Source organism: Nocardiopsis sp. FR4 (assembly GCF_009830945.1).
In the GTDB taxonomy this organism is placed as follows: Bacteria; Actinomycetota; Actinomycetes; order Streptosporangiales; family Streptosporangiaceae; genus Nocardiopsis.
In genome coordinates this window covers 45,457-71,672 of record NZ_VWVV01000025.1, presented here as the reverse complement: position 1 = coordinate 71,672, position 26,216 = coordinate 45,457, and the positions used below count along the sequence as shown (strand labels likewise).

The window sequence follows — 26,216 nt, the reverse complement described above, 5'->3', positions numbered from 1 at the left end:
GGTCAGCCCCCCGTGTGCGGACCCGCGCTGTCCAGGTCCGCGCCGTCGCGGATGCTTGCCAACAACATACCCGACAATTCCGGTCGGCATACAAGGACATCCGGGAGGAGCGGGTCGGCCTGGTTGTAACGCAGGTCGGCGCCGTCGATCCGGGAGGTGTGCAGGCCAGCGGCCCGGGCCACCGCCACGGGGGCGGCGCTGTCCCACTCGTACTGCCCGCCCGCGTGCACGTAGATGTCGGCGATGCCGAGCAGCACGGCGCAGATCTTGGCGCCCGCCGAGCCCATCGGAACCACCTCGGCGCCGAGCTGGGTGGCCATGCGCTGGACGAAGGCGGGCGGCCGGGTCCGGCTCGCGGTGATGCGCAGCCGCTGCCCCGAGGGGCGCTCCTCCGGCAGCCAGGGCGGGTCGACCGTGGAGAGCGTGCTGCCCTGCGCGGGCAGCGCGACCGCGCCCGCGACCAGGTCGCCGTTCTCCCACAGGGCCACGTGCACCGCCCAGTCGGTGCGCCCGGCCTCGGCGAACTCCCGGGTGCCGTCGAGCGGGTCGATGATCCAGACCCGCCGCGCCTTCAGCCGCGAGGGATCGTCGGCCCCCTCCTCCGAGAGCACCGCGTCGCTGGGCCGCAGCCGCCCCAGGGAGGAGAACAGGAACTCGTGGGAGGTGCGGTCGCCCAGGGTGCGCAGCACGTCGGGCTCGTCGAAGCCGTGCCGGGCGCGCAGGCGCAGCAGCAGCTGCCCCGCCTCGTTCGCCAGGTCGCGGGCCACCTCATGATCGTTTCGGATGTTCTTCACCGGCTAGTATGCTCCCGCCCCACGGATCACCGCTGACCACGTCTTCCACAGGATCTGGATGTCCAACGTCAGCGACCAGTTTTCCACGTACCGCAGATCGAGACGGACCGATTCCTCCCAGGAGAGATCGGAACGGCCGCTGACCTGCCACAGGCCCGTCATACCCGGCTTGACCACGAGCCTGCGGCGGACGTCGTCGCCGTACCGGGCGACCTCCTCCGGAAGCGGGGGCCGGGGTCCGACGAGCGACATCTCCCCACGTACCACGTTGACGAGCTGGGGAAGCTCGTCGAGCGAGTAGCGGCGCAGCCATGCCCCCACGGGGGTCACCCTGGGATCGCGACGCATCTTGAACAGCACACCGTCGTGCTCGTTGCGGGGCTGGAGCATCGTCTTCAACGCCTCGGCCCCGACCACCATCGTACGAAACTTGTAGACGGTGAACTCGCTCCCACCCCGCCCCACGCGTGTCTGGGTGAAGAGGGCGGGTCCGCCGCCCTCCAGACGGATCAGGACCCAGAGCACCAGGAACAACGGGGACAGCGCGACCAGCGCCAGTGCGGCGGCGCAGCGGTCGAAGGCCCCCTTGAGAACGCGGCGCGCGCCCGCCAGCTCGGGGTGCTCCACGTGCAGCAGGGGCAGTCCGGCCACCGGGCGGATGGAGGTGCGCGGCCCGGCCACGTCCATGAGCGCGGAGGCGACGATGAGGTCGGTGCCGCTCTTCTCCAGCCGCCAGGCCAGCCGGCGCAGCTCGGCCCCGCCCATCTCCGGGCAGGCCAGGACCGCGACGGTGTCGGCGCCCACGAGGGCGGCGGCGTCGGCGGCGTCGGCGAAGGCGCCCAGGACGGGGCAGCCCTCCACCTCGTCGGGGCCCTCCTCCGGCGCGGCCTCCGCGTGGGGCAGGCACACGCCCACGACGCGCATGCCGTGGTAGGCCTCGCCCCGGAAGCGGCGGATGAGGTCGCGCGCGGCCACGCGGTAGCCGACGACCACGACGTCGCTCATGCACAGGCCGGAGCGGCGGCGCCGGTGCAGGGCCTTGCGGCGCGCGTAGCGCAGCCCGAGGCTGAGCAGCGGGACCAGCGGCAGGGCCACGAGGGCGTAGCCGCGCGCCAGGTCGAACCCGACGGCGTAGGCGCCGACGGCCACCGTCACGCCCAGCACGAGTCCGGCGGTGGCCACGCGCCGGTACTCCTCGGTCCCCACGCCGAGGAAGCGGCGGGCGTAGCCGCCGCCGAGGTAGACGAACAGGGCCCACACCGGGGGCAGCAGGAGGCAGAGGTACAGGTAGGGGAGGGTGGTGGCCGCACCGAGCGCGGAGTGGAAGCGCGCGGCCGCGCCGGTGAGGGTCGCGGTGAGCGCGGCGGCCAGGTCGAGGCAGACCAGGCTGGCGACGTAGGGGCGGACCCAGGCTCCGGTCCTCGGTACCGCGAACCCGGGGCCGCCGTGACGGGTGCCGCCGACGACCCGGCTGGCGGCGGCGGAGACCGCGGGGATCTGCGCCGTTTCTTCACGGACGGTCTTCACTCGGCTGGTTGTGACCACGTATCCCCCAAGACCACGGCTCTACAAGCCTCACCTTCGTTTTTCTCGCCACCAGCGCCGTGGGACTCAGACTCTGAGTGCGTGAGCGGGGCGCGCGCTTCGGGCACGGAGATGGACTGACAACATGAACAGTAACCAAAAGTAGTGGAAAAGTCGCGCAGCGTTGACGTTTGCGGGTCAAGAAGACCCGGTCACCACAAAAATGTGTCTCTGCCGAGATCGGGCCTGCCCGAAAAACAGTGATCTGTTACGGACACGGATTGTTGGATAAATCGTCTGACCGAAACCTCGTCCCACAGCCCCCTCCCGCCAGCGGCCCGGAGCAGACGCCCCCCGAGCGGGCCGCGCTGGCCGCCCCCGTGGGCCACCGCTATCCGCGGCCCCCGGCTCGGGGACGGAACAGCCGGGCGGGCACCGCCCGGGCCATGGCCGCCATACCGTCGTCGTTGGGGTGCAGGCCGTCACCGCTGTCGTAGTCGGGCCGCAGGCGCAGGGGGTCCTCCGGGTCGCGCAGCGCCGCGTCGAAGTCGATCACCGAGTCGTACTCCCCGCCGGTGCGGATCCACTCGTTGACCGTCCGCCGCTTGGCCTCGTTCTCCTCCGAGAAGAAGCCCAGGGTGTCGCCCCTGAAGGGCAGGATGGTCCCGCCGTGGATCCGCAGCCCCGCGGCGTGCGCGCGGGCGACCAGTTGGCGGTGGGCGCCGATGACCTCCTCGGCCGTGACGGCCTCGGAGGCGGGCGCCGCCGTGCCGGGGTGGCCCAGGTCGTTCACCCCGAGCAGGACGACGACGTGCGCCGCGCCCGGCTGGGCCAGCACGTCGCGGTCGAAGCGGCGCAGCGCTCCCTGGCCGAAGAAGGCGGCGAAGTCCTCCGCGCCGCTCCCCTCAGGCGGGTTGGGGTCGTGCAGCAGCCGGTTGCCCGCCACGCCCAGGTTGAGCACCCCCGTGTGCGCCAGGCGCTCGGCCAGCAGGTCGGGCCACCGGTGGTTGGCGTTGACCTCGGTCTCGGCGCCGTTGGTGATGGAGTCGCCCAGGGCCACGACCGCGTCGGCCGCCCTGCTGCGGGCGCGCACGCTGACCCCCGACAGGAAGTACCACTGGGTGGGGGCCTCGGTGGCCTCGACGCCCCTGTCGGCGGTGACGTTGCCCGCGGCCACCGCGTTCTCCTGGTAGGCGAAGGCGTGCAGCGTGGTCACGGGGGTCTCGTCGGGCAGGTGGAGGCTCACGACAAGGTCGGAGCGGGCGGGCAGCCGCAGCGGCACCGGATCGCTGAGCAGCGGCGCCCCAGCCGGGACGGTCACCGAGGCGTTCCCGCCGAAGGTGACCGGGCGGTCGGTGGCGGGGTTGATGTCGGTGCCCGCGGAGCCCGCGCGCAGGGCCACCCGGACCTCGCCGACGCGCAGCGGCGTCTCGCCGAACTCGTTGGTCAGGCGCAGGCGCACCTGGTCGCCGCCGACGCTGACGCGGACCACCTGGCGGACGGTCTGGTCGCGGAGTACCGGCGTCGCCGTGGGCGGGGTCGCGGTCGGCACGCAGGCCCAGGTGCCGACCCAGCGCGTCCCGGGCGCGTGGGCCGCCGGGGGCCGGGAGGCCGCGGCGGCGGTACCGGGAGCGGCTCCCGCGGTGAGCAGGGCCAGCGCCCCGGCGGTGACCGCGGAGCGGCGACGCATGGCGGGTGTGGGGATCATGTCGTCTCCTCGGTCCGCAGCTACCTGCCGCGCCGGGCAGGCAGGGTGAAGTGCCAGCCGTCGGCCTTCAGGGCCGGGACGACCCGGGCCACCGCCTCGACCGTCTGGCCGCGGTCGCCCCCGCCGTCGTGCAGGAGCACCACCGAGCGGGGCGCGACGCCCTCCTCCAGGCGCCGGACGAGTTCGTCGGTGCCGGGCGGCGCCCAGTCCTCGACGACCAGGCTCCAGCCCAGCGGCTGCATCCCGAGGTCGGCGGCGACCCCGGGGGTCTGGCCCCAGGAGCCGTAGGGAGCGCGGAAGTAGGGGATCCGGGCGTGCGGGACCGCCTCGCGGATCGCCGCGTTGGTCTCCAGCAGGTCGGCCCGGACCTCCTCCGGCGACCAGTCGCCCATGTCGTCGTGGTGCATGGTGTGGTTGCACAGGGTGTGCCCCTCGGCCGCGATCCGCCGGACGAGGCCGGGGTGCTGGCGCACGTGGTCGCCCCACAGGCAGAAGACGGCCCTGGCCCGGTGCTCGCGCAGCACGGCCAGCAGGCGGGGGGTGTTGCGGGGGTCGGGCCCGTCGTCGAAGGTCAGGGCCACGGACCGTCCGCCCCGCCGGGTGGACTCGACGATGTCGGGGGTGGCGGAGGAGGGCGAGGACAGGGACGGCCGGGCCGGGTTCCGGCCGTCCTGGGTGACGGCGTGCGCGGGGGCCGCGACGCCGAGGGCGAGCCCGAGGGCGCACAGGGCGGTGAGCAGGCGGCCGGGGCTTCGGGAGTGTACGCGGGGGGTCGTCACACGGGCCTCCTGGGACCGGGGATGAGTCCGGAAGTTTCCGGAAAGTCAAGGCAGCCTAAGGAGCTCTGCGCCGCGGTGTCAACGGGGGTCCGTGGGGATCGCGGCGCCGCGGCCGCCCGGGCCCGGGTCAGGGCGGCGGCGCGGTGCTGTCCCGCACCACGAGTTCGGTGGCCAGCTCCACCCGGGGGCTCTCGATCGTCTCGCGCCGCACGAGGCGCTGCACGGTGCGCACGGCGAGCCTGCCCATGTCGGACAGCGGCTGTCGCACCGTGGTCAGCGAGGGCGAGGACCAGCTCGCCTCGGGCAGGTCGTCGAAGCCCACCACGCTGACGTCCCCGGGCACCCGCAGCCCGCGCCTGCGCAGCGCCTCGTAGACGCCCAGGGCCATCTGGTCGCTGGCCGCGAACACGGCCGTGGGCGGCTCCTCCAGGTCGAACAACCGCTCCCCGGCGCGGAAGCCGGACTCGTAGCCGAACTCCCCGGGCACCACCAGCGCGTCGTCCACCGCCAGACCCGCGGTCTCCAGGCCCGCCCGGTAGCCGTCGAGCCTGGCGCGGCTGCACCACAGCTCGGGGCGGCCCGCGACGAAGGCGATGCGCCGGTGGCCGAGGTGGATCAGGTGCTCGGTGGCGCTCAGGCCCCCGGCCCAGTTGGTGGCGCCGATCGTGGGCGTGGCCAGGTCGGGGACGCCGACCGGGTCGACGACCACGGCGGGCAGGTGCAGCTCCCGCAGCTCCGCCCGCAGGCTGGGGTCCAGGTCGGTGGTCACCAGGATCGCGCCGTCGCTGGCCCGCGAGCGGACGTTCTCCAGCCACTGGCGGGCCGAGCTGGCCCGGCGGTGGATGGCCGAGACCACGATGCCGGTGCCCTGCGCGTGCGCGGCGTCCTCCACGCCGCGGATGATCTCGACCGCCCAGGGGCTGTCCAGGTCGTTGAAGACCAGGTCGAGCAGGCCGATCCGCTCCCGGGCGCGGCTGCCCCGGCGCCGGTATCCGTGCTCCCGGATGAGGGTCTCGATGCGCTCGCGCGTGGCGGGTGCGACGTCGCCCCGCCCGTTGAGCACGCGCGAGACCGTCGGCGCGGACACGCCTGCCTCGGCGGCGATCGCGGAGATGGTGACGTCTCGTGACGGGCTGTCGGCCACTGATCCTCCCTTGGACTTCCCCAGAGTACGAGCACGGGGGCGGGACTGCACCGGAAGAACGGCCCGACCTTGACGCGTCGCACGTCAACACCCTAGTGTCCGTTGCCCACAGGTTGCGGAATTTTCCGGAAGTTCCGTCCACGCGAGAAGTGGAGCTCCCCCCATGAGACCGGTCCGCCTGATCACCGCCGCGCTCACCGCTGCGGCCCTGTCGGCCGCACTCGCCGCCCCGGCGGCGGCCGCGCCCGCACCGGCGCACAAGCCCCCGCAGCACTCCAAGCCCGCCAAGCCCGGAACGCTGCGCTGGGCCGCCCCCGAGGGCTTCGTCATCGGCACCGCCGTGGCGGGCGGCGGCCACCACGAGGAGCAGGACTACCCCGACCCCTTCACCTCGGACAGGAAGTACCGCAGGATCCTGGCCGCCCAGTTCAGCTCGGTCTCCCCCGAGAACCAGATGAAGTGGGAGTACATCCACCCCGAGCGGGACGAGTACAACTTCGGCATGGCCGACGCCATCGTGGAGTTCGCCGAGCGCAACGGCCAGGACGTGCGCGGGCACACCCTGCTCTGGCACAGCCAGAACCCCGAGTGGCTGGAGGAGGGCGACTTCTCCAAGGGGGAGCTGCGCGAGATCCTGCACGACCACATCACGACCGTCGCCGGGCGCTACGCCGGCCGGATCGACCAGTGGGACGTGGCCAACGAGATCTTCGACGAGTCCGGCCAGCTGCGCACCGAGGACAACATCTGGCTCCGCGAGCTGGGCCCGGAGATCATCGCCGACGCCTTCCGCTGGGCCCACGAGGCCGACCCGTCGGCGGAGCTGTACTTCAACGACTACGGCGTGGAGGACGTCAACGCCAAGAGCGACGCCTACTACGCCCTGATCCAGGACCTGCTCGCCGAGGGGGTGCCCGTGCACGGGTTCTCCGCGCAGGTGCACCTGAGCACGCAGTACGGTTTCCCCGGCAGCCTGGAGCAGAACCTCCAGCGCTTCGACGACCTGGGCCTGGGCACCGCCCTGACCGAGGTGGACGTGCGCATGCGGCTGCCCGAGAGCGGGCGGCCGACCGCCGAGCAGCTGGAGCAGCAGGCCGACTACTACGAGCGGGCGCTCTCGGCGTGCCTGGCCGTGGAGGGCTGCGACTCCTTCACCATCTGGGGCTTCACCGACAAGTACTCGTGGGTGCCCGTGTTCTTCGAGGGTGAGGGCTCGGCCAACGTCATGGACGAGCGGTTCCGGCCCAAGCCCGCCTACTTCGCCCTGCGGTCCACCCTGCTGGAGGCCCGCTGGGGGAGGTAGCCGCGCCCACCAGGCCCGTCGGCGGTCGTTCCGCCGGCGGGCCCGGCCGTGTCGGGGCGACCCCCGCCCCGCTGTGAGCCCCCGCCCGCCGGACGGCTCAGGCGGCGGTGTGGAAGATGTTCTGCGCGCGGCCCAGGCCCTCGCTGAGGACCGTACGGACCGCGTCGGCGGCCCGCTCCACGTTGAGGTCGAGTTCGGCGCGCTCGGTGGAGGAGAAGTCCTTGAGCACGTACGCGGCCGGATCCATCCGGCCCGGCGGACGGCCCACCCCGAAGCGCACCCGGACGTAGTCGGGGCTGGAGAGCGACGCGGTCAGCGACTTGAGGCCGTTGTGCCCGCCCGAGCCGCCGCCCCTCTTGAGCTTGAGCGCGCCGTAGTCGATGTCCAGCTCGTCGTGCACCACGACGATCCGCTCCACCGGCACCTTGTAGAAGCGGGCCAGCCCGGACACCGGGCCGCCCGACAGGTTCATGAAGCTGCGGGGCTTGGCCAGCACCGCCGAGACCCCGCCCAGACGGGTCTCCACCACCTCGGCGTGCGCCTTGTGCGCCTTCCAGCGCTCGCCCCCGGCGAGCGCCTCCACCACCATGAAACCGGCGTTGTGCCTGTTCCCGGCGTACTTGGGGCCGGGGTTGCCCAGTCCCACGACGAGCCAGCGCTCCGTCTCGGTCATGTCCTCGTTCTTCCCGCCCCCGGCGCCGGCCCCGCCCGCGCCGCCGAACAGTCGGCTCCACCAGTTCCCCATGGGGCACGACCCTACCGAGGCCGCCCCCGGCACGACGAACGCGCGGCCCCGTCGGGGACCGCGCGTCGTCTCGGGCGCGCGAACCGCGCGCCGTCCTACTCGGAGGCGGACTCGGCCTCGATCTTCTCGGCGGTGGACTGGCCCTCGGCCGGGACCTCCTCCTCCGTCGCCTCCTCCTCGGCCACGCGCGGCGCGGAGACGGTCAGCAGGATGGTCTCGGGGTCGGTGGCCAGGGTGGTGCCGGGGGGCAGGGTGAGGTCGGCGGCGGTCTTGGTGTCGCCCACCTCCAGGCCCTCGACGTCGAACTCCACGCTCTCGGGGATGTGGGTGGCCTCGGTCTCGGCGGCCACGGTGACGAGCTCCTGGGTGAGCACGCCGGGCGCCTTGACCTCACCGGTCAGGTGCACCGGGATCTCGACCTCGACCTTCTCGCCCTTGGAGACGACCAGCAGGTCGACGTGCTCCAGGAAGCCCTTGATGGCGTCGCGCTGGACGCTCTTGGGCAGGGCCAGGTTGTCCTTGTCCAGACCCTCCAGACGGATCAGGACGTTGGGGGTCTTCAGGGCGAGCATGAGCTCGTGGCCCGGCAGGTTCAGGTGACGGGGCTCGGTGCCGTGGCCGTAGAGGACGGCCGGCACCTTACCCGCGCGGCGGGCGCGACGAGAGGCGCCCTTGCCGAATTCCGTGCGGGGCTCGGCAGCGATACGTACCTCGGACACGACAAAACTCCTCGGGTTCAACCCCGCAGCACGGGGAACACGACTCCAGTAGTACGAACGATTCCCGCCCTCGGCGGAGAATGCGGCGGGGTCTCCCCACGGGTTGGGGACGCGACCGCCCTGGTTCCAGGCGTGCCCGGCGAGCCGCCACCGGACCCGCCCGACCCGGGAACGCTCGTCGCGCACCCCTGCCCGAGCTTCCACGCGCAGCCGTGTTCGGCTCCGCCTGGGCACGGGGACACTCGGCCAAGTCTACTGCTTCCGCCGACGACTCCGAACACGTCCCGTGCCCGCGGCGGGGTTCCGGACACTCCGAACGGACGTCCGGAACGTCCCGGTACGCGCGTGCGGCCCGGATCCGCTTCCACGGACCCGGGCCACGACGCCCGCGGGCGGGCCTACTCGAAGAGGCTCGTCACCGAACCGTCGGTGAAGACCTCGCTGATGGCGCGGGCCACCAGCGGGGCGATCGACAGCTGGGTGAGCTTGTCGAAGGAGCGCTCCCCGGGAACGGGCAGCGAGTTGGTGATGACCACCTCGGAGATGCGGGAGCTCTGCAGGCGCTCGGCCGCCGGACCGGACAGCACACCGTGTGTGGCGGCCACCACGACCTTGGCCGCGCCCTGCTCGAACAGCGCCTCGGAGGCCTTGACGATGGTGCCGCCGGTGTCGATCATGTCGTCGACCAGCACGCAGGTGCGGCCCCTGACCTCACCGACGACCTCGTGCACCCGCACCTGGTTGGCCACGTCCGGGTCGCGGCGCTTGTGGATGATGGCCAGCGGGGCGCCCAGGCGGTCGGCCCAGCGGTCGGCGGTGCGCACGCGGCCCGCGTCCGGGGAGACCACGGTGATGTCGGAGAGGTCGACCCGGTTGGCGATGTGGTCGGCCAGGATCGGCAGGGCGAACAGGTGGTCCACCGGACCGTCGAAGAAGCCCTGGATCTGGTCGGTGTGCAGGTCCACCGCCATCATGCGGTCCGCGCCCGCGGTGCGGAACAGGTCGGTCATCAGGCGGGCCGAGATGGGCTCGCGGCCGCGGTGCTTCTTGTCCTGGCGGGCGTACCCGAAGAACGGCGTGACCACGGTGATGCGCTTGGCCGAGGCCCGCTTGAGCGCGTCCACCATGATCAGCTGCTCCATGATGGCCTCGTTGATCGGGTCCGCGTGGCACTGGATCACGAAGGCGTCCGAGCCGCGCACCGACTCCAGGTAGCGGACGAAGATCTCACCGTTGGCGAAGGTGTCGAACCGGGTGGGGACCACGTCGATCCCCAGTTCCTTCGCGACCTCCTCGGCCAGGCTCGGGTGCGTGCGCCCCGAGAAGAGCATCAGGTTCTTCTGGCCGGTGGCCTTCATCCCGGTCACGTGTTTCTCCCCCACAGTCACTGCTTGTCGTCGGCTCTGTGCCGGTCGGCTTTCTCCGCCGCCTCGGCGGAGGGAGTCCCCGGGCGCTTGCGCCGGGTCCAGCCCTCCACGTTGCGCTGCCGGTGTCCCTCGGAGACGGCCAGCGCGCCGGGCGGCACGTCGTCCCGGACCACGGTCCCCGCCCCGGAGTAGGCGCCGTCGCCCACGCGGACCGGGGCGACGATGGTGTTGTCGCTGCCGATCCGCACGTGGTCGCCGATGACGCTCCGGGACTTGGTGACCCCGTCGTAGTTGACGAACACCGAGGAGCAGCCGATGTTGCTGCCCACGCCGATGTCCGCGTCCCCGACGTAGGTCAGGTGCGGGATCTTGGACCCGGTGCCGACGTTGGCGTTCTTGACCTCGACGAAGGCACCGGCCTTGGTCCGGTCGGCCAGGCGGGTGCCCGGCCGCAGGTAGGTGTAGGGGCCCACGTGCGCCCCGGGGCCGATCTCGGCCCGGTCGGCGGTGGTCTCGCTCACCGTGGCGCCCTCGCCGACGACCGTGTCCCGCAGGTCCGCGCGGGGGCCGACCACGGCGTCCTCGCCGACCACGGTGGCGCCCCGGAGTCGGGTGCCGGGTTCGAGCACGGCGTCGCGGCCGATGGTCACCTGGGCGTCCACCCAGGTGGTGGCCGGATCGACCACGGTGACCCCGGCGAGCATGTGCCCGGTCAGGAGCCGGTCGTTGAGGACGCGGCGGGCCTCGGAGAGCTGGACGCGGTTGTTGACGCCCTGGACCTCGTGCCAGTCGTCGGCGATCCAGGCGCCGACGCGGTGGCCGTCGCCGCGCAGCAGCGCGACCGCGTCGGTGACGTACTCCTCGCCCTTGGCGTTGTCGGTGGACAGGCGCTGGACGACCTCGGAGAGCAGGGCGCCGTCGAAGGCGTACATGCCCGAGTTGATCTCGTCGATCGCGTGCTGTTCGGGGGTGGCGTCGGCGTGCTCGACGATCGCGGTGAAGTCGCCGTCGGGGTCGCGCACGATGCGGCCGTAGCCGTGGGGGTCGGGCACCCGCGCGGAGAGCACCGTGACGGCGTTGCCCTCCTTGTCGTGGGCGGCCACGAGCTCGGCGAGGGTGGAGCCGCGCAGCAGGGGGGTGTCACCGCAGGTGAGGACCACGGTTCCGCGGAGGGTGGTGCCCCGGGCGGCCAGGTCCTCGATCGCCATGCGGACGGCGTGCCCGGTGCCGTTCTGCTCCTCCTGGACCGCGGTGACGGCCTCGGGGGCGATCTCCTCCAGGTGCGCTCTGACCTGGTCGCGGGCATGGCCGACGACCACGACCGAGTGTTGGGGGTCGAGTTCCCGCGCCGCCGCGAGCACGTGGCCGAGCATGCTGCGCCCGTTGAGCTCGTGGAGGACCTTGGGAAGCTTCGACTTCATTCGGGTGCCCTCGCCCGCCGCGAGGACGATGACGGCAGCCGGACGGTTCACGCTCACAGAAGGAGGCCCCTCGTGATAGCTGGTGACTGAAGTGTCGGCTCACCCTTTCGGCGGCGCGACCCGCATGCCGCACGGGCGGCCGTCGGATGACCAGCGGCCGACAGGGGAAGGATACATGCGCGTCACCTGGGGCCTACGGGCGCGTGACGTCGCGGTAAGCATTCGGCGCCGCGTCGCGCCTGCGCGATCCGTGTGGGGCACGCGGCTGAGGGGGCGGGTGTGAGATGCACCGCGTCCCGCGCGCGCGGGTTCGGACACCGCCCCCGCGGGTAGGGGCACGGGTTCCCGGAGGCGGGCGCCGCCCGCTCGGAAGGAGCGGCCTGCCGCAGCGCGGATGGATACCGCTCTCGCGCGCGGGTAGCGGGTAGCGGGTAGGAAGAAGCTCCCGGACCAGGGCTCGAACCTGGACGATGGGGACCAAAACCCCACATGCTGCCGATTACATCATCCGGGAACGCGTCGGGTTGGACCGTGTCCCATCCGTACGCCAAACCAAGATAGCGCCTCCCGCACCGGGCTTGCCAAACCTACGGGTTCGTAGGTTACGGTTACGTAGGAATAGGTTGGGTAGTCGCGACGGGTGTACCCGTGCCGTCGGAGGCCGTCCTGACCTCGACGACCTTGCCTGACGGCCTGAGGATTGAGGATGATCATGACCGCTGCTCCCGAGCTACCGACCAAGAATCCCGCGACCAAACGCGAGGCTATTCCCGAGTACGAGCCGGAACTGCGCGGAAGGGCCGAGCGCTTCACCGTCTTCGCCTTCGTGTTCGTGCCGCTGATCGCCCTGCTGGCCTCGGTGCCCTTCTTCTGGGGCTGGGGCCTGACCCTCACCGACATCGCCATCGCCACGGTCTTCTACGTGATCAGCGGCCTCGGCATCACCGTCGGCTTCCACCGCCACTTCACGCACGGCTCCTTCAAGGCCAACCGCCCGCTGCGCATCGCGCTCGCCGTCGCGGGCTCCCTGGCCATCGAGGGCAGCGTCATCAAGTGGGTGGCCGACCACCGCCGCCACCACAAGTACGCCGACGCCGAGGGCGACCCGCACTCGCCGTGGCGCTTCGGCGACGACTGGAAGTCGGTGGCCAAGGGCCTGTACTACGCGCACATGGCGTGGATGTACCTGGACGACAAGAAGACCTCGCCGCGCCGCTTCGCCCCGGACCTGCTCAAGGACAAGGACGTCGTCCTGGTCGACAAGCTGTTCCTGCCGCTGGTGATCTTCTCCCTGGGCGCTCCGGCCCTCATCGGCGGCCTGGTGACCATGTCCTGGTGGGGCGCGTTCACGGCCTTCTTCTGGGCGAGCCTGATCCGCGTGGCCCTGCTGCACCACGTCACCTGGTCGATCAACTCCATCTGCCACACCATCGGCGAGGAGAACTTCGAGGTCCGCGACCGCTCCCGCAACGTGTGGTGGCTGGCCATCCCGTCCTTCGGCGAGTCCTGGCACAACCTGCACCACGCCGACCCCACCTGCGCGCGCCACGGCGTCCTCAAGGGCCAGATCGACATCTCGGCCCGGGTGATCTGGGCCTTCGAGAAGCTCGGCTGGGCCACCAAGGTCCGCTGGCCCAACAACGAGCGACTCGCCGCCAAGCGGGTCAGCCCCTAGGATCACTACTCATCATGGGAGCAGCCGACAGTGATCAGAAAGTCCGTGTGCGCCGCAAGCGCATGACGGGCAAGGAGCGTCGGCAACAGCTTGTGGAGATCGGCCGGGAGCTGTTCGCCGAACGCGGGTTCGACGCGACCTCCGTTGAGGAGATCGCCGCACGGGCCGGTGTGTCCAAACCCGTGGTCTATGAGCACTTCGGCGGCAAGGAGGGCATCTACGCGGTCGTGGTCGACCGGGAGATGCGCACCCTCCTGGGCATGATGGGCGAGGCCCTGACCGCCGACGGTGCACGGAGCAAGATCGAGAACGCGGCCCTGGCCCTGCTGCGGTACGTGGAGGAGAACACGGTGGGGTTCCGGGTGCTGACCCGGGACTCGCACGTGGCCTCCGGCACGGGGAGTTTCGCCAGTCTGATCAACGACATCGCCAGCCAGGTCGAGCACATCATGGTGGACGAGTTCACCGAGCACGGTTACGACCCGGCGTTGGCGCCCATGTACTCCCAGGCCCTGGTGGGCATGTGGGCGCTCACCGGCCAGTGGTGGCTGGAGGTGCGCAGACCCAAGCGCGAGGTGGTCGCGGCGCACCTGGTCAACCTGGCCTGGAACGGGCTGTCGAGCCTGGAGCCCAGGCCCAGGCTGCGGCCCCGCAGGCGCGGGTCCGGCTGACTTCCGGCGTCCGTTGACGCGTGGGGCGGGTGTGCACGGCATACCCGCCCCACTATCTTGATGTCAAGAGATAAGCTGTCCCCATGCGTGATGAGGTGGATGGGCTGATCGAGGCGTGGCGCGCCGAACGCCCGGATGTGGACGTGACGCCGCTGGAGGTGTTCAGCCGGGTGTCCCGGCTCGCACGCCACCTGGACCGCGCCCGGCGCACGGTCTTCACCGAGCACTCCCTGGAGCCCTGGGAGTTCGACGTGCTGGCCGAGCTGCGCCGCTCCGGACCGCCGTACGAGCTGAGCCCCGGGCGGCTCCTGCGCGCCACGCTGGTGACCTCGGGGACGATGACCAACCGGGTGGACCGGCTGGCCGCGGCCGGACTCGTGCGGCGGCGCCCCGACCCCGCCGACAAGCGCGGCGTGCTGGTCCGGCTCACCGAGCAGGGCACCGAACGCATCGACGCGGCCCTGGCCTCGCTCGTGAGCTACGAGGAGAGCCTCCTGGCCCCGATGGCCGACGGTGACCGGGAGAGGCTGGCATCGTTACTGAGATGCCTCCTGGCACCCCTCGACAGGGGCCCGGAGGGTCCGTGAGGCTGGCTGCCGAGCGGTCACACGTCCCGGGACCGCGTCCGGGCGCGAACCACATTCTCCGGGCACTGGCGGGAGATCACGCGTGAAGAGGTGGATGGCCGCGGCGGCCGTGACCGTACTGGCCTCGGGCTGCGGCGGCGACAGCGGCGGGGATCGGGAGGCGCCGGCCGCGCCCAGCTACTACCTGTCCCTGGGCGACTCGCTGACCGTGGGCGTGCAGCCCGACGAGAACGGCGAGCCCCGGGAGACCTCCGAGGGCTACACCGACGTCCTCTACCGCACCCTGTACGACTCCGACTCCACGCTGCGGCACGAGCGGATGGGGTGCGGGGGCGAGGACACCACCACGTTCCTGGAGGGCGGGCTCCCCCGGTGCGAGGAGCGCTACGACGGCGCCTCCCAGCTGGAGGCGGCCGAGGCCTTCCTGGCCGAGCACGAGGGCGCGGTGGAGCTGGTGACCCTCACCATCGGCGGGAACAACTTCACCCGGTGCGTGACGGGGGCGGCCGGCGGCGGGGCCGGGATCGACGAGGGGTGCGTGGCCGACGGCCTGGACCGGCTCGGAGCGGAGGTCCCGGTGATCGCCGAGCGGCTGCGCGAGGCCGCCGGACCCGACACCCAGATCGTCGGCATGACCTACTACAACCCCTTCCTGGCGCTCCTGCTGCTGGAGGGCGGCCCCGCCGAGGAGGCCGCCGGGGAGGGCTCCGGGGGGACCGGCGCCGAGCCGACCGGCGGCGCCGCCCTGGCGGCGCGGTCGGCGGAGGTCCTCACCCAGCTCAACGAGTCGCTCGTGGCCGCCTACTCCGCGGCGGGGATCGACGTGGCCGACGTGGACGCCGTCTTCGAGCCGGCCAACGACCAGGTCCCCGCCGACAGCGGGACGGGGACGCCGGTGAACGTGCAGAGGGTCTGCGCCCTGACGTGGATGTGCGACCTCACCCGGGGGCCGGACATCCACACCAACGCGGCCGGGGCGCGGGAGATCGCCGGGGTCTTCGCCGACCAGGTGCGCTGACCGGAGGGCGGCGGTCCCGCGGGTCCCGGCTCACCCCTCCGCGACGGGGAGCGCCTCCTCGATGAGCGCGGTGATCGCGGGGTCGTCGGGCTCCGTGGACGTGCGGAAGCGGTGGGTGGTGCCGTCGGGCAGGACGAGGAACTTCTCGAAGTTCCACCGCACCCGCCCGGCCCTGCCCCCGGCGTCGGGGACGGTGGTGAGCTCCGCGTAGAGGGGGTGGCGGCTCCCGCCGTTGACTTTGACCCTGCCCGTCATGGGAAAGGTCACCCCCCAGGTCAGGGAGCAGTACTCGGCGATCCTCTCCTCGCTGCCGAACTCCTGGAGGAACTGGTTGGTGGGCACGCCCAGGACGGTGAGGCCCCGGTCGCCGTACCGCTTCTGGAGCCGCTCCAACCGCTCGTACTGCGGCGTGTAGCCGCAGCGCGAGGCGACGTTGACCACCAGCCGCACCCTGCCGGACCACTCGCCGAAGGTGGTCTCCCGCCCGTCGATCATCGTCAGGGGAACACTGTCCAGGTCCAGGACGGTCATCTCTGCACTTCCTGCCTTCTCGGGATGCCGGCGCGCGGCGTGTCACGACGTATTCGGAGCCCGGACCGCCGCGGCCGGAGTCCTCCCCCGGGAACAGGATCCGACACCCCGGCCCCGCTCCCCCGCCGGGCTCCGCCCGGCCCGCCCCCGTTTCCCCCGCCCGCGAACGGGCAGGGCTGGGAGCGTTGCCCGGACGCCCTCCCGTACCCCCGCGGAGGGGCGCCGGCGCACGGCACCGGTATCCGGATCCGGCGGGAGGGGACAGATGAGGTTGCGGTGGGCGGCCGCGGTGGCGGCGACCGCGCTGGCCGCGGGCTGCGCGGGGGAGGGCGGAGAGGCACAGGGTTCCGGGGACGCCCCGGACTCCGGACGTGAGTACTACCTGTCGCTGGGCGACTCGCTGACCGTGGGCGTGCAGCCCGACGAGGACGGCGAGCCCCGGGAGACCTCCCAGGGGTACACCGACTTCCTGTACGAGAGCCTGCGCGAGGACCGCCCCGGGCTGCGGCACGAGCGGATGGGGTGCGGCGGCGAGGACACCACCACGTTCCTGGAGGGCGGCCTGGCGGACTGCGAGGAGCGCTACGGCGGCGCCTCCCAGCTGGAGGCGGCCGAATCCTTCCTCGCCGAGAACGACGTCGGCCTGGTGACCCTCACCATCGGCGCGAACAACTTCACCCGCTGCGTCAAGGGCGTGAACTCCCCCGAGGGCAGGGCGCCCACCTCCCAGGACGTCGACATCGACTCCGCGTGCGTGGCCGAGGGCCTGCGGCGGCTGAGGGAGGAGACCCCGGTGATCGCCGAGCGGCTGCGCGAGGCCGCCGGACCCGGCACCCAGATCGTCGGCATGACCTACTACAACCCCTACCTGGCCTTCCTGCTCCTGGACGAGGACGCCGGGCGGCAGGCGGCGGCCTCCGCGGAGGAGGCCGAGGAGGTCTTCCCCGAGTCCGAGGCCCGGGGCGGGCTCGCCGAGGAGGCGGTGGAGATCCTGACCGAGGTCAACGCGACGCTCACCAAGGCCTACGAGGCCGAGGGGATCGAGGTGGCCGACGTGGACACCGTCTTCGAGCCGGCCAACGGGGAGGTCCCCGAGGGCAGCGACACGGGAATGCCCGTCAACCTCCAGCGGATCTGCGACCTCACGTGGATGTGCGACGGCGACCGGGGGCCGGACATCCACCCCAACGAGGAGGGCGCGCGCCGGATCGCCGGCGTCTTCGCCGAGCGGGTGCGCTGACCGGACCGGGGGCGGGCCGCGCCCGCCCCCGGGGATCAGTCCCCGGCGATCTCGGCCTGCTCCAGCCAGACCTCCTCCAAGCCCTCGCGCTCGGCGGCGAGGGCCTTGGCCTCGGCGTCGAGTTCGGCGAGCCTGGCGTAGTCGTCCGCGGCGGCGGCCATGAGCTCGTGCAGTTCCGTCTCGCGCCTGGTGATACGGTCCATGCGCCGCTCGACCCGCTGCATCTCCTTCTGGGCGGCACGCCGCTCGGCCGCCGAGACGGCGGGCCGTTCCTCCGGCGCCGCCTCGGCAGCGGCCGCCTCGGAGGCGCCCAGCGGCACGGTGGCCTCGCCCAGGCTCCGCACGCGGCGCTCCAGGTACTCGTCCACGCCGCCGGGCAGGAACGCCAGGCTTCCGTCACCCATCAGGGCGAGCACGCGGTCGGTGATGCGCTCCAGGAAGTAGCGGTCGTGGCTGACCAGGACCAGGGACCCGGGCCAGCCGTCGAGGAGGTCCTCCAGCTCGGTGAGGGTCTCGATGTCCAGGTCGTTGGTGGGCTCGTCCAGCAGCAGCACGTTGGGCTCGTCCATGAGCAGGCGCAGCAGCTGGAGGCGTCGGCGCTCGCCGCCGGACAGGTCGCCGATCGGGGTCCACTGGCGCTCGCCTCGGAAGCCGAACCGCTCCAGCATCTGGCTGGCGGTGTAGTCGCGCTTGCCGATGGTGACGTGCTCGCGCACGTCCATGACCGCCTGGAGGGGGCGGGCGGTGGGGTCCAGCTCGGCGATGTTCTGGGACAGGTGGGCGAGTCTGACCGTCCGGCCGGTGCGCACGCTGCCCTCGTCGGGCTCGCGCTCGTGGGCGAGGACCTTGAGCAGGGTGGACTTGCCCGCGCCGTTCACGCCGACCAGGCCGACCCGGTCGCCGGGGCCCAGCTGCCAGGTGAGGTGGTCGAGCAGGACCCGGTCGGGGACGGAGACCGTCACGTTCTTGAGGTCGATGACGGTCTTGCCGAGCCGCGAGCTGGCGAACTTGACGAGTTCGACGGTGTCCCGGGGCGGCGGCTCGTCGGCGATGAGCTGGTTGGCCGCCTCGATCCGGAACTTGGGCTTGGAGGTGCGGGCCGGGGCGCCGCGGCGCAGCCAGGCCAGCTCCTTGCGCATGAGGTTCTGGCGGCGCTCCTCGGCCGCGGCGGCCTGGCGCTCGCGCTCGGCCTTGGCCAGGACGTAGGCGGCGTAACCGCCCTCGTAGCGCTCGACGGCACCGCGCCCGACCTCCCAGGTGCGGGTGGTGACGGCGTCCAGGAACCAGCGGTCGTGGGTGACGACCACGAGCGCCTCGGAGCGGGCGCGCAGGTGCTCGGCGAGCCAGGCGATGCCCTCGATGTCCAGGTGGTTGGTGGGCTCGTCCAGGACGATCAGGTCGTGGTCGCCGATCAGCAGCCGGGCCAGGCCGGAGCGGCGGCGCTCCCCGCCGGAGAGGCCGCTCATGGGGCTGTCCAGGTCCCAGCCGCCGAGCAGGCCGCGCAGGACGTCGCGGATGCGGGCGTCGCCCGCCCACTCGTGCTCGGCGCGGTCGCCCAGGACGAACTCCCCGACGCTGGTGTCGGGGAAGGTGTCGCGCTGGTGCAGGAAGCCGACGCGCAGCCCGCGGTTGTGCACGACCCGGCCGGAGTCGGGCTCGGTGATGCCGGAGAGCACGGAGATCAGAGTCGACTTGCCGCCGCCGTTGCGGCCGACGACGCCGATGCGTTCGCCCTCCTCGACGCCGAGCGACACCTTGTCGAGGAGCACGAGCGGCCCGTAGGCCAGGGACACGTCCTGAAGATTCACCAGATTCATCGTCATCCATTGTCGCCGCAGTGCCGTGGTGCGCGAACCGTTCCCGGCCTCAGGACCGCGGCAGCCCGCCGACGGTCCGGGCGTACCGCTCGGCCTCCTCGTCGGTGCGGGCGTACATGACGGGGCTGTCCGCGCCCTTGGGGAAGATCTTCCAGATGGCGCCGTGCCCGTGCTCACCGGGCACCAGACGGACGAAACGGACGTCGGGATGGCGCGCCGCGAGGTTCCGCTGAGTGGTCATGGGGGTCACCGTAGCCGTCCGTGTCCGGACGCACACGCGGTTCGGGGCCATCGGGGCCCGCCGGAGCGCGCCGCTCCCGGGGCCGGGCTCCGAGCAGCGGCGAAAGGAAACGGACAGGGCCGCTACAGGGCGCCGGGGCAGCATCTGTCCGGCACCGGACGGTGGCCGGCACACGCCTGCCGGTCCTCCCGGGCCTCCCCGTCCCCTCCCCGAAGGGAAACCCCTTGTACAACGCCATCAGACGCTCCGCGGCTGCTCTGCTGCTGTCAACGGCCGCGTGGTGCGCGGCCGTCTCCCCGGCCTCGGCCCACACCTCCTCCGACCTGGGGTCGATCGCCTTCTCCTCCGACGGGTGCGGGTGGACCAGCGGCGGCCACAGCGTCCTGGACTCCCAGCCCGTCCGCACCTCCGGCGGAACCACGGTCGGCAGGGTCTACCTCCTGTGGAACGGCGCCAACGGCCACAACTGCGTGGTCACGCTCAAGGGGTCGGGAACCCACGGCTCCCCCCACTACACCCAGGCCATCCTCGACGTCCAGGGCAGGGGCACCTACACCGACGCGGACCACTACTCCCACTTCGCGGCCGTGTCCGCCTACGCCCGCGACCGCTGCGTGTCCTTCGTCGGCAGCATCCAGCACCCGACCGGCGGGTTCGCCGGAGGCGGCCGCGAGGCCTACGGGTTCTGCGGCGGATGACCTCCTCCGACCGTCTCCCCCGCCCTTCCACCGAACAGGAAAACCCCGTGAAGACCGCCCCCGCGCACAAGATCAGACAAGCCGCCCTGACCCTGGTCCTGGCCCTGGCGGCCCTGACCGCCACCGTCTCCCCCGCGTCGGCCCACACCTCCTCCGACCTGGGGTCGATCGCCGCCGCGTCGGGGGGCTGCGGCTGGTCCAGCGGCGGCTACAGCGTCCTCGACAGCCGCGCCGTCCGGCTCTTCGGCAGCGGGGGGTACAACAGCACCCAGGTCGGCACGGTGTACCTGCTGTGGAGCGGTACCTACGGCGAGAACTGCGTGGTCACGCTCAAGGGCTCCTCCAGCCACGGGACCTCGACGCAGACGGAGGCGATCCTCTACGTCCAGACCTCCGGCGGTGAGACCGCCTACTGGGACAAGGACGAGTACGCCCACTACGCGGCCGTCTCGCGCTACACGAGCGGCAGGTGCGTCGCCTTCTACGGCAACGTGCGGACCCGGGACGGCGAGTGGGGCCACGGGGGCCGCGACGCGTGGGGCAACTGCGGCTGACCCCCTCCGGAGGCCGCCCTCGGCGGCCTCCGGGCCCGCGGCCCCGGCGCCCGCGCCTCCCCGGCCGGACGCGCACCGGGGCCGCCCGCCAGAAAGACTTGTCATGATGGGCGGCTCTTGCCCGATTCTGCGGTTTTCGCGGCGCTATGAGGCTACTGTTGTGCCCCGTCCGCGACACCCCCGCTTCCGAGCCCTTCCCGGGGCTCGCATCGCAGGACGCCGATGCGATCCCGAAAGGGGAGCCATGCGCTCCACGCGCGCCCTCCTGGCCTCCGTGTTCCTCGCCGCCCTGCTCGTTCCGGCCCCCGCCCAGGCGGCCTCCACCACCGGGGCCCTGATGGTCACCCACGTGCGGCCCAACGCCTCCGGCGCCGACGTCAAGGACAACAGGCAGGTCAACCTCAACGGCGAGTACTTCATCATCCGCAACGTCACCACCAGGACCGTCAACACCCAGGGCTACGTCCCCGACATCACGTCCAACACCTACGGACGGGCCCTGCCCGCCTACAACCTCCCGGCGGGGGCCGTCGCCTACGTGCACACCGGGAGCGGCACCAACCGCCGGGACAGCCAGGGCAGGCACCACGTCTACCGGGGCTACGGCCGACACGTCCTGCCCAACGACGGCGGCGCCCGCAACCCGGACCTGCGGCTGAAGAAGCCCGGCAGCCCGGACGACAACACCTCCACGGGCAGCATCAGCGTCTGCAACTGGGGGAAGGCCGCCGACGGCACGACCTACCGCTGCTGAGCCGCGCGGGCGCCGCCGGGGCGTCCCGGCGGCGCCCACCGGGGGGAGGCCCGGGGCCGCACCACGCGAGGTCCCGGGCGCGTCCTCCCCTACACCAGGAAGAAGTCCCTGGCGGCCTTGGCGATTCCCTCGGTGTCCAGTCCGTGCGCCCGCGCGTGGTCGGCCGGAGTCCCGTAGGCCCGCACCTCCCGGTCCCGGGCCACGCCCAGCCCCAGCTGCCGGTGGCGGCGGTCGGCCAGCGCCGCGGCCACCTCGTGCGCGGAGGTCCCCCGCAGGTACGGCTCCACCACGAGCACGTCCGCGTTGCCCGCCGCACCGACCAGGGCGCTCAGCCCCTCGCGGTCGAAGGGCCGCACGGAGGCGGTGTAGGCCACGGTCACGTCCAGGTCGGAGGTGGCCTCCAGCACCCGGTCCAGCATCGGCCCCACGGCCAGCACCACCCCGGCCGAGCGCGGCGAGCCCGTCCGCAGCACGCTGAGGCGCCCGGTGACGGGCAGCGCGACCCGGTTCGCGGTCTCCGACAGCCGCACGTACACGAGGTCGTCCCCGGCGATCGCGGTCCGCAGCGCCTCGCGCGCCTCGTCGGGGTGGCCGGGCACGTACACCGCGCACCCCGGCAGGGTGTCCAGCAGCGCCACGTCCCCGGGCGCCTGGTGGGTGCGCCCCTCCGCGGCGGCGTCGTAGGAGCCCCCGATGCTCACCAGGACCGCCCCCACGCCCTGGTGGGCCAGGTCCAGCTTGACCTGCTCGAAGGGCCGCTCCACCAGGAACGGCGCGTAGGTGTGCACGACGGGCCGCATCCCGGTCAGGGCCAGCCCCCCGGCTACCCCGATCACGGCCTGCTCGCGGATGCCCACGTCGATCACCCGGCCCGGGTGGCGGGCCGCGGCGGCGCGGAACATCCCCGCGGAGATGACGGCCAGCACGACGGCGACCCGCGGGTCCTCGTCCATGGCCTGGCTGACGGTGGCGGCGAAGGTCTCACGCATGGTGCTCTCCTAGGAGCGGACGCGGGCGACGACGGCCAGCGGCCGCCCCGCGTGGGGCCGGGTGAAGGAGGCGTACAGGGCCTCGTGGTCGCGCCCGGGGGCCTCGCGGACCTCCCAGCCCTCGGTCAGGAAGCGGGAGCCGATCCCGCCGGGCCATCCGAGGCTGGAGGAGGCGTTGTCCACGACGACGACCGTCAGACCGTCCACCCCGAGGCGGCCCGCGACCGCGATGGCCTCGTGGTTGCTGCCCTCGTCCAGCTCGCCGTCGCCGACGAGCACCACGACGCGGGGAGCGGCCCCGTCCGGGCGGCGCACGCCCTGGGCGCGCAGGCCGAGCGCGGTCCCCAGCCCCAGCGGCAGTCCGTGCCCCAGGGAGCCGCTTCCGATCTCCACGCCGGGCACGAGCACCCGGTCGGGGTGGTGGCCCAGCGGCGAGTCGAACGAGGCCCACCCCCGCAGCGCGGGCACCTCCAGGAAGCCCTTGGCGGCGAGCACCGCGTAGAAGGCGGCGGGGCCGTGGCCCTTGGAGAGCAGGAACCGGTCGCGGGCGGGGTCCCCGGCGGTCTCGGGGGCGACGGCGAGTACGCGGTCGTAGAGCACCCACACCACGTCGAGGGTGCCGTGGGCGGCTCCCCGGTGCTTGTCGTCACCCTCCATCAGTCCGATGAGGGCCGGCAGGTCCGCGTAGCGCGAGAGGGGGGCTGTGGCGGTCATGCGCCCAGTGTTGTACCTCAACCAAAGTTGAGGTCAACCAGGAGGCGCCACCACGGAGGCGGCGAAACCGAAGTGATTTACGTCACACGACAGCGGCCCCGGGGACCTCGCCCCACGCCGCCACGACCCGCTCGCACAGCCCGCTCGCCTCCAGCGCGGCCGTGACCGCCGCCTCGCGCCGGGCCACCGCCGCGGTGTCCTCGTCCCCTCCGCCGACCAGGAAGGCACAGGTCGGTCCCGACCCCGAGACCAGCGCGCCCAGGGCGCCCGCGCCGCTGCCCGTCTTCAGCGTCCGCTCCAGTTCCGGGAGCAGGGACAGCGCCGCCGCCTGGAGGTCGTTGGCCAGCGCCGCCCCCAGCGCCGCCGGATCGCCGCTGGCGAGCGCGTCGGCCAGCGCCGGGTCCAGCCGCGGCTCGGGCGCGTCCGGACGCATCCGGTCGTACTCGCCGAACACCCGCGCCGTGGACAGCCCGTGCGGGGAAAGGGCGAAGATCCAGCGGAAACGCCCCGGGCTGGCGACCGGCCGCAGGACCTCCCCGCGCCCCTCGCCCACCGCCGTGGCGCCCACCAGCGCGAAGGGCACGTCGCTGCCCAGCTCGGCGGCGTACTCCAGCAGGGCCTCCAGCGGCAGGCCGCAGCCCCACAGCCGGTCGCAGGCCAGCAGGGCCGCCGCGGCGTCCGCGCTCCCCCCGGCCATGCCGCCCGCGACCGGGATGTGCTTGTCGATGTGGACCGTGACGGGGGTGCCCCGGCCGGTCCGCTCGGCCAGCAGCTCCACGGCGCGCGCGGCCAGGTTGGAGGCGTCCAGGGGAACGCGGGACAGGTGGGCGCCCAGTCCGCCCCCGGCCGTCAGCCCGGCGAGGAGGGGAGGTCCGGCCCCCGCGCCGTCCGGGTCCGTTCCGGTTCGCCGACACGACGGGGCCCGCTTGACGGTAACCTCATCGAACAGCGAGACGGCGTGGAACACGTTGACGAGGTCGTGGAACCCGTCCTCACGTCTGGGCCCCACCGCCAACTGGAGGTTCACCTTCGCGGGGACCCGCACGGTTACGGTGGTATCAACGGTCACGAGTCCCCAATCGTAAAGGACCCCCACCTTGCGTGAACACGTACCCCGCGCCGGGCGCCGGTGTGTTCACCACCCCCCGCCGACACCGGTGTCGCCGGGGGCAACCGGGAACCGGGACCGCGGTCCGGGGATCGTCACCACTGTCATGTCAGTCACCGCCCGCCCCCAGAACGGCCGAAACAGGTCTGTGAGTGGGAATCCGGGCACAAACACCGCTACCTTGGGGCAAGGCGGAGTTTGGACACCGTCGGGGAGGGTCGCTTGCCGTCGGATGGGCTCCCGAAGAACCTGGAACCGCTGGCCGCCGGGGATCCGGCCACCATCGGCCCCTATGTGCTGTCCGGGAAGCTGGGGAGTGGCGGTATGGGAACCGTCTACCTCGGCAGCGCGCCGAACCGCGGCAACCAGGTAGCGATCAAGGTCATCCGCCCGGAACTGGCCTTCGACGAGGCCACCCGGGCGCGCTTCCGCGACGAGATGGAGAACGCCCGCAAGGTCGCCTCCTTCTGCACGGCCAAGGTGCTCGACCACGGGACCTTCGAGAACCGTCCCTACATGGTCACCGAGTACATCGCGGGCACCGCGCTGGCCGAGCACATCGCCGAGAACGGCCCGCTCGACTCCTCGACCCTGCACGGCTTCGCGCTGGGCGTGGCCGCGGCCCTGGCCGCGATCCACCGCACCGGGCTGGTCCACCGCGACCTCAAGCCCGCCAACGTGCTGCTGTCGCTCTCGGGTCCCCGCGTGATCGACTTCGGCATCGCCCGTGCGATGAACACCGCCACGAACCACACCCAGACCGGCATCGTCATGGGCAGCCCGGGCTGGATGGCCCCGGAGCAGCTGCTGGAGGAAAAGGTCACCACCGCGGCGGACATCTTCGCCTGGGGGTGCCTGGTGGCCTTCGCCGGGAACGGCACCCACCCCTTCGGCAACGGCGACGCCATGACCCTGGGCAAGCGCGTGCTCTTCGCCGAACCGCAGATCGGCAACCTGGTCAGCCCGCTGGACCGCCTGGTCACGCGCGCGCTGGCCAAGGAGCCGAGCCTGCGCCCCACCGCCCAGGACCTGCTGCTGGAGCTGGCGGGCGGTGAGGAGAGCACCAACCCCAACGACATGGTCTCGCACGCGCTGCACCAGTCCTGGCGGCCCAACCTGCCCCCGGTCCCGCCCGGGATGCCGCACCCGCAGCAGGCCCCGCCCGGCCACCAGACCATGTCCGGTATGCGCCGCCCGGGACCCGGCCAGTACCAGTCCGCGCCCCCCGCGCCCATGTCGCCGCCCGCCCACCAGACGGGGAACTTCCAGCACCCGCAGGGACCGCCCCAGGGCCGTCCGGCCGCCGCCCGCCCGGGCGGGCAGGCGCGGCGGCCCCGGCCCTCCGGGCCGCCCGCCCCGGGCCAGCACCCGGCCTCGACCGGTCCCATCCCCATGGTCCCGCCGCCCGATCAGCAGGCCAACCGCCCGGGGCCGCAGCCGTACGTGCCGCCGGTGCCGCCGCCCCCGCACCGGCCCGCGGCCCCGAACCGGCGCAGGGGCCTCGTCCTCGTCGTCGTGTTCGGCGCACTGGCGCTGCTGGTGGTGCTCACGATCATTCTGAGCATCCTGGTGAACAACACGCCGCTCTTCGGCGGCGACACCCGGCAGAGCACCTCCGGGGACCAGCAGCCCGACACCGCGCCCGAGGACGACGGCGCCCCGGCGGAGCCCGAGGACCCGGGCGACACGCCGACCGATGAACCGGCCGGGGAGGCGGTGGCGATGTCCCCCGACCGGATGGTCGAGTACCGCGTGGACGACGTGACCTGCGGCCTGGCCAAGTACAACATCCGCTCGGAGCTGCAGTCGAGCGCCGGGTACTGCGTGGTGGCGCTGTCGCTGTCCAACGTCAGCGACGAACTCCTGGGCTTCGCCTTCTCCTCGCAGCGGATGACCACCGACCCCGGCGGCATCGTCGAGGCCCAGCGGCCGTCCGCTGACGAGGCCGAGGCGGCGCTGTGGGACACGGCCGGGATCGGCCCCGGCGCCACGGCCACGGGCGAGCTGGTGTTCATCCTGCGCGACGACCAGGAGCCGGACACCCTCCTGCTGAGCCACCGCCCGGACGCCGACCCCACCGAGATCAGCGTCCAGCACCTGGTGGACTGAGCCCGG

The 26,216-nt window shown here is 72.7% G+C and carries 25 protein-coding genes; 10 read left to right on the top strand and 15 right to left on the bottom strand.

Translation table 11 applies throughout. The features are described 5' to 3' along the window. Window positions 1–2: 2 nt before the first annotated feature. The 5 genes from FYW95_RS20560 to FYW95_RS20540 form a co-directional block, all read right to left on the bottom strand. Window positions 3–794, bottom strand: a complete 792-nt coding sequence (locus FYW95_RS20560; protein ID WP_159943884.1) for a 3'(2'),5'-bisphosphate nucleotidase CysQ — start codon at window positions 792–794, stop codon at window positions 3–5. Between the two features lie 3 nt (window positions 795–797). Further along, window positions 798–2,180, bottom strand: coding sequence for a sugar transferase (locus FYW95_RS20555; RefSeq protein ID WP_236567922.1), 1,383 nt, complete (start codon window positions 2,178–2,180; stop codon window positions 798–800). A gap of 529 nt (window positions 2,181–2,709) precedes the next feature. Then, on the bottom strand, window positions 2,710–4,026 hold the full coding sequence (locus tag FYW95_RS20550; protein WP_160050656.1) for an SGNH/GDSL hydrolase family protein: 1,317 nt from the start codon (window positions 4,024–4,026) through the stop codon (window positions 2,710–2,712). Between the two features lie 20 nt (window positions 4,027–4,046). Beyond that, window positions 4,047–4,805 carry a polysaccharide deacetylase family protein gene (locus tag FYW95_RS20545; protein WP_160050655.1) on the bottom strand — a complete coding sequence of 253 codons (759 nt, stop codon included), beginning with the start codon at window positions 4,803–4,805 and terminating at the stop codon, window positions 4,047–4,049. A gap of 127 nt (window positions 4,806–4,932) precedes the next feature. Next, on the bottom strand, window positions 4,933–5,949 hold the full coding sequence (locus FYW95_RS20540) for a LacI family DNA-binding transcriptional regulator (RefSeq protein ID WP_159943888.1): 1,017 nt from the start codon (window positions 5,947–5,949) through the stop codon (window positions 4,933–4,935). A 163-nt stretch (window positions 5,950–6,112) separates the two neighbouring features. Here FYW95_RS20540 and FYW95_RS20535 point away from each other — a divergent pair, with 163 nt between their 5' ends. Continuing rightward, window positions 6,113–7,252, top strand: coding sequence for an endo-1,4-beta-xylanase (locus tag FYW95_RS20535; RefSeq protein ID WP_159943889.1), 1,140 nt, complete (start codon window positions 6,113–6,115; stop codon window positions 7,250–7,252). 97 nt (window positions 7,253–7,349) lie between these two features. On the opposite strand, the gene pth is transcribed toward FYW95_RS20535, so the two are convergent. The 4 genes from pth to glmU form a co-directional block, all read right to left on the bottom strand. Beyond that, window positions 7,350–7,997: an aminoacyl-tRNA hydrolase gene (pth, locus tag FYW95_RS20530; RefSeq protein ID WP_159943890.1), complete on the bottom strand. Its 648-nt coding sequence runs from the start codon at window positions 7,995–7,997 to the stop codon at window positions 7,350–7,352. 95 nt (window positions 7,998–8,092) lie between these two features. Then, the gene (locus FYW95_RS20525; RefSeq protein ID WP_159943891.1) at window positions 8,093–8,716 is read right to left on the bottom strand and encodes a 50S ribosomal protein L25/general stress protein Ctc; all 624 of its coding nucleotides are present in this window, start codon (window positions 8,714–8,716) and stop codon (window positions 8,093–8,095) included. A 398-nt stretch (window positions 8,717–9,114) separates the two neighbouring features. Further along, the gene (locus FYW95_RS20520; RefSeq protein ID WP_159943892.1) at window positions 9,115–10,083 is read right to left on the bottom strand and encodes a ribose-phosphate diphosphokinase; all 969 of its coding nucleotides are present in this window, start codon (window positions 10,081–10,083) and stop codon (window positions 9,115–9,117) included. Between the two features lie 17 nt (window positions 10,084–10,100). Continuing rightward, window positions 10,101–11,561: a bifunctional UDP-N-acetylglucosamine diphosphorylase/glucosamine-1-phosphate N-acetyltransferase GlmU gene (glmU, locus tag FYW95_RS20515; RefSeq protein ID WP_159943893.1), complete on the bottom strand. Its 1,461-nt coding sequence runs from the start codon at window positions 11,559–11,561 to the stop codon at window positions 10,101–10,103. 655 nt (window positions 11,562–12,216) lie between these two features. Between glmU and FYW95_RS20510 the strand changes: the two genes are divergently transcribed. From FYW95_RS20510 to FYW95_RS20495, 4 genes are all read left to right on the top strand, one after another. Further along, window positions 12,217–13,179 (top strand): acyl-CoA desaturase, encoded by a 963-nt coding sequence (locus FYW95_RS20510; RefSeq protein WP_159943894.1) that lies wholly within the window; start codon window positions 12,217–12,219, stop codon window positions 13,177–13,179. Between the two features lie 14 nt (window positions 13,180–13,193). Then, window positions 13,194–13,850: a TetR/AcrR family transcriptional regulator gene (locus tag FYW95_RS20505; protein ID WP_201294957.1), complete on the top strand. Its 657-nt coding sequence runs from the start codon at window positions 13,194–13,196 to the stop codon at window positions 13,848–13,850. Between the two features lie 83 nt (window positions 13,851–13,933). Then, a complete protein-coding gene (locus tag FYW95_RS20500; RefSeq protein ID WP_159943895.1) occupies window positions 13,934–14,437 on the top strand; it encodes a MarR family winged helix-turn-helix transcriptional regulator in 504 nt (167 codons plus the stop codon). Between the two features lie 94 nt (window positions 14,438–14,531). Beyond that, window positions 14,532–15,455 (top strand): GDSL-type esterase/lipase family protein, encoded by a 924-nt coding sequence (locus FYW95_RS20495; protein WP_159943945.1) that lies wholly within the window; start codon window positions 14,532–14,534, stop codon window positions 15,453–15,455. A gap of 30 nt (window positions 15,456–15,485) precedes the next feature. Here the strand turns inward: FYW95_RS20495 and FYW95_RS20490 are convergent, their stop codons facing one another. After that, window positions 15,486–15,986: a glutathione peroxidase gene (locus FYW95_RS20490; RefSeq protein WP_159943896.1), complete on the bottom strand. Its 501-nt coding sequence runs from the start codon at window positions 15,984–15,986 to the stop codon at window positions 15,486–15,488. Window positions 15,987–16,251: 265 nt separating this feature from the next. Here FYW95_RS20490 and FYW95_RS20485 point away from each other — a divergent pair, with 265 nt between their 5' ends. Beyond that, on the top strand, window positions 16,252–17,226 hold the full coding sequence (locus FYW95_RS20485) for an SGNH/GDSL hydrolase family protein (protein ID WP_159943897.1): 975 nt from the start codon (window positions 16,252–16,254) through the stop codon (window positions 17,224–17,226). A gap of 35 nt (window positions 17,227–17,261) precedes the next feature. Here the strand turns inward: FYW95_RS20485 and FYW95_RS20480 are convergent, their stop codons facing one another. Together FYW95_RS20480 and FYW95_RS20475 are read right to left on the bottom strand one after the other, a co-directional pair. Beyond that, entirely contained in the window at window positions 17,262–19,043 is a 1,782-nt protein-coding gene (locus FYW95_RS20480; protein WP_236567915.1) for an ABC-F family ATP-binding cassette domain-containing protein, read from the bottom strand. A gap of 49 nt (window positions 19,044–19,092) precedes the next feature. Beyond that, entirely contained in the window at window positions 19,093–19,284 is a 192-nt protein-coding gene (locus FYW95_RS20475; protein WP_159943899.1) for a hypothetical protein, read from the bottom strand. 224 nt (window positions 19,285–19,508) lie between these two features. Here FYW95_RS20475 and FYW95_RS20470 point away from each other — a divergent pair, with 224 nt between their 5' ends. The 3 genes from FYW95_RS20470 (at window position 19,509) to FYW95_RS20460 (ending at window position 21,290) form a co-directional block, all read left to right on the top strand. Beyond that, the gene (locus tag FYW95_RS20470; protein WP_159943900.1) at window positions 19,509–19,982 is read left to right on the top strand and encodes a hypothetical protein; all 474 of its coding nucleotides are present in this window, start codon (window positions 19,509–19,511) and stop codon (window positions 19,980–19,982) included. Window positions 19,983–20,029: 47 nt separating this feature from the next. After that, entirely contained in the window at window positions 20,030–20,536 is a 507-nt protein-coding gene (locus FYW95_RS20465; protein WP_159943901.1) for a hypothetical protein, read from the top strand. Between the two features lie 244 nt (window positions 20,537–20,780). Then, a complete protein-coding gene (locus FYW95_RS20460) occupies window positions 20,781–21,290 on the top strand; it encodes a hypothetical protein (protein ID WP_159943902.1) in 510 nt (169 codons plus the stop codon). A gap of 89 nt (window positions 21,291–21,379) precedes the next feature. On the opposite strand, the gene FYW95_RS20455 is transcribed toward FYW95_RS20460, so the two are convergent. From FYW95_RS20455 to FYW95_RS20445, 3 genes are all read right to left on the bottom strand, one after another. Then, on the bottom strand, window positions 21,380–22,279 hold the full coding sequence (locus FYW95_RS20455) for a transketolase family protein (protein ID WP_159943903.1): 900 nt from the start codon (window positions 22,277–22,279) through the stop codon (window positions 21,380–21,382). A gap of 9 nt (window positions 22,280–22,288) precedes the next feature. Further along, on the bottom strand, window positions 22,289–22,993 hold the full coding sequence (locus FYW95_RS20450) for a thiamine pyrophosphate-dependent enzyme (RefSeq protein WP_159943904.1): 705 nt from the start codon (window positions 22,991–22,993) through the stop codon (window positions 22,289–22,291). An 82-nt stretch (window positions 22,994–23,075) separates the two neighbouring features. Further along, window positions 23,076–24,062: a 4-(cytidine 5'-diphospho)-2-C-methyl-D-erythritol kinase gene (locus FYW95_RS20445; protein ID WP_159943905.1), complete on the bottom strand. Its 987-nt coding sequence runs from the start codon at window positions 24,060–24,062 to the stop codon at window positions 23,076–23,078. 261 nt (window positions 24,063–24,323) lie between these two features. On the opposite strand from FYW95_RS20445, the gene FYW95_RS20440 reads away from it, so the two are divergent. Further along, window positions 24,324–26,210 carry a serine/threonine-protein kinase gene (locus FYW95_RS20440; RefSeq protein ID WP_159943906.1) on the top strand — a complete coding sequence of 629 codons (1,887 nt, stop codon included), beginning with the start codon at window positions 24,324–24,326 and terminating at the stop codon, window positions 26,208–26,210. Window positions 26,211–26,216 lie beyond the last annotated feature (6 nt).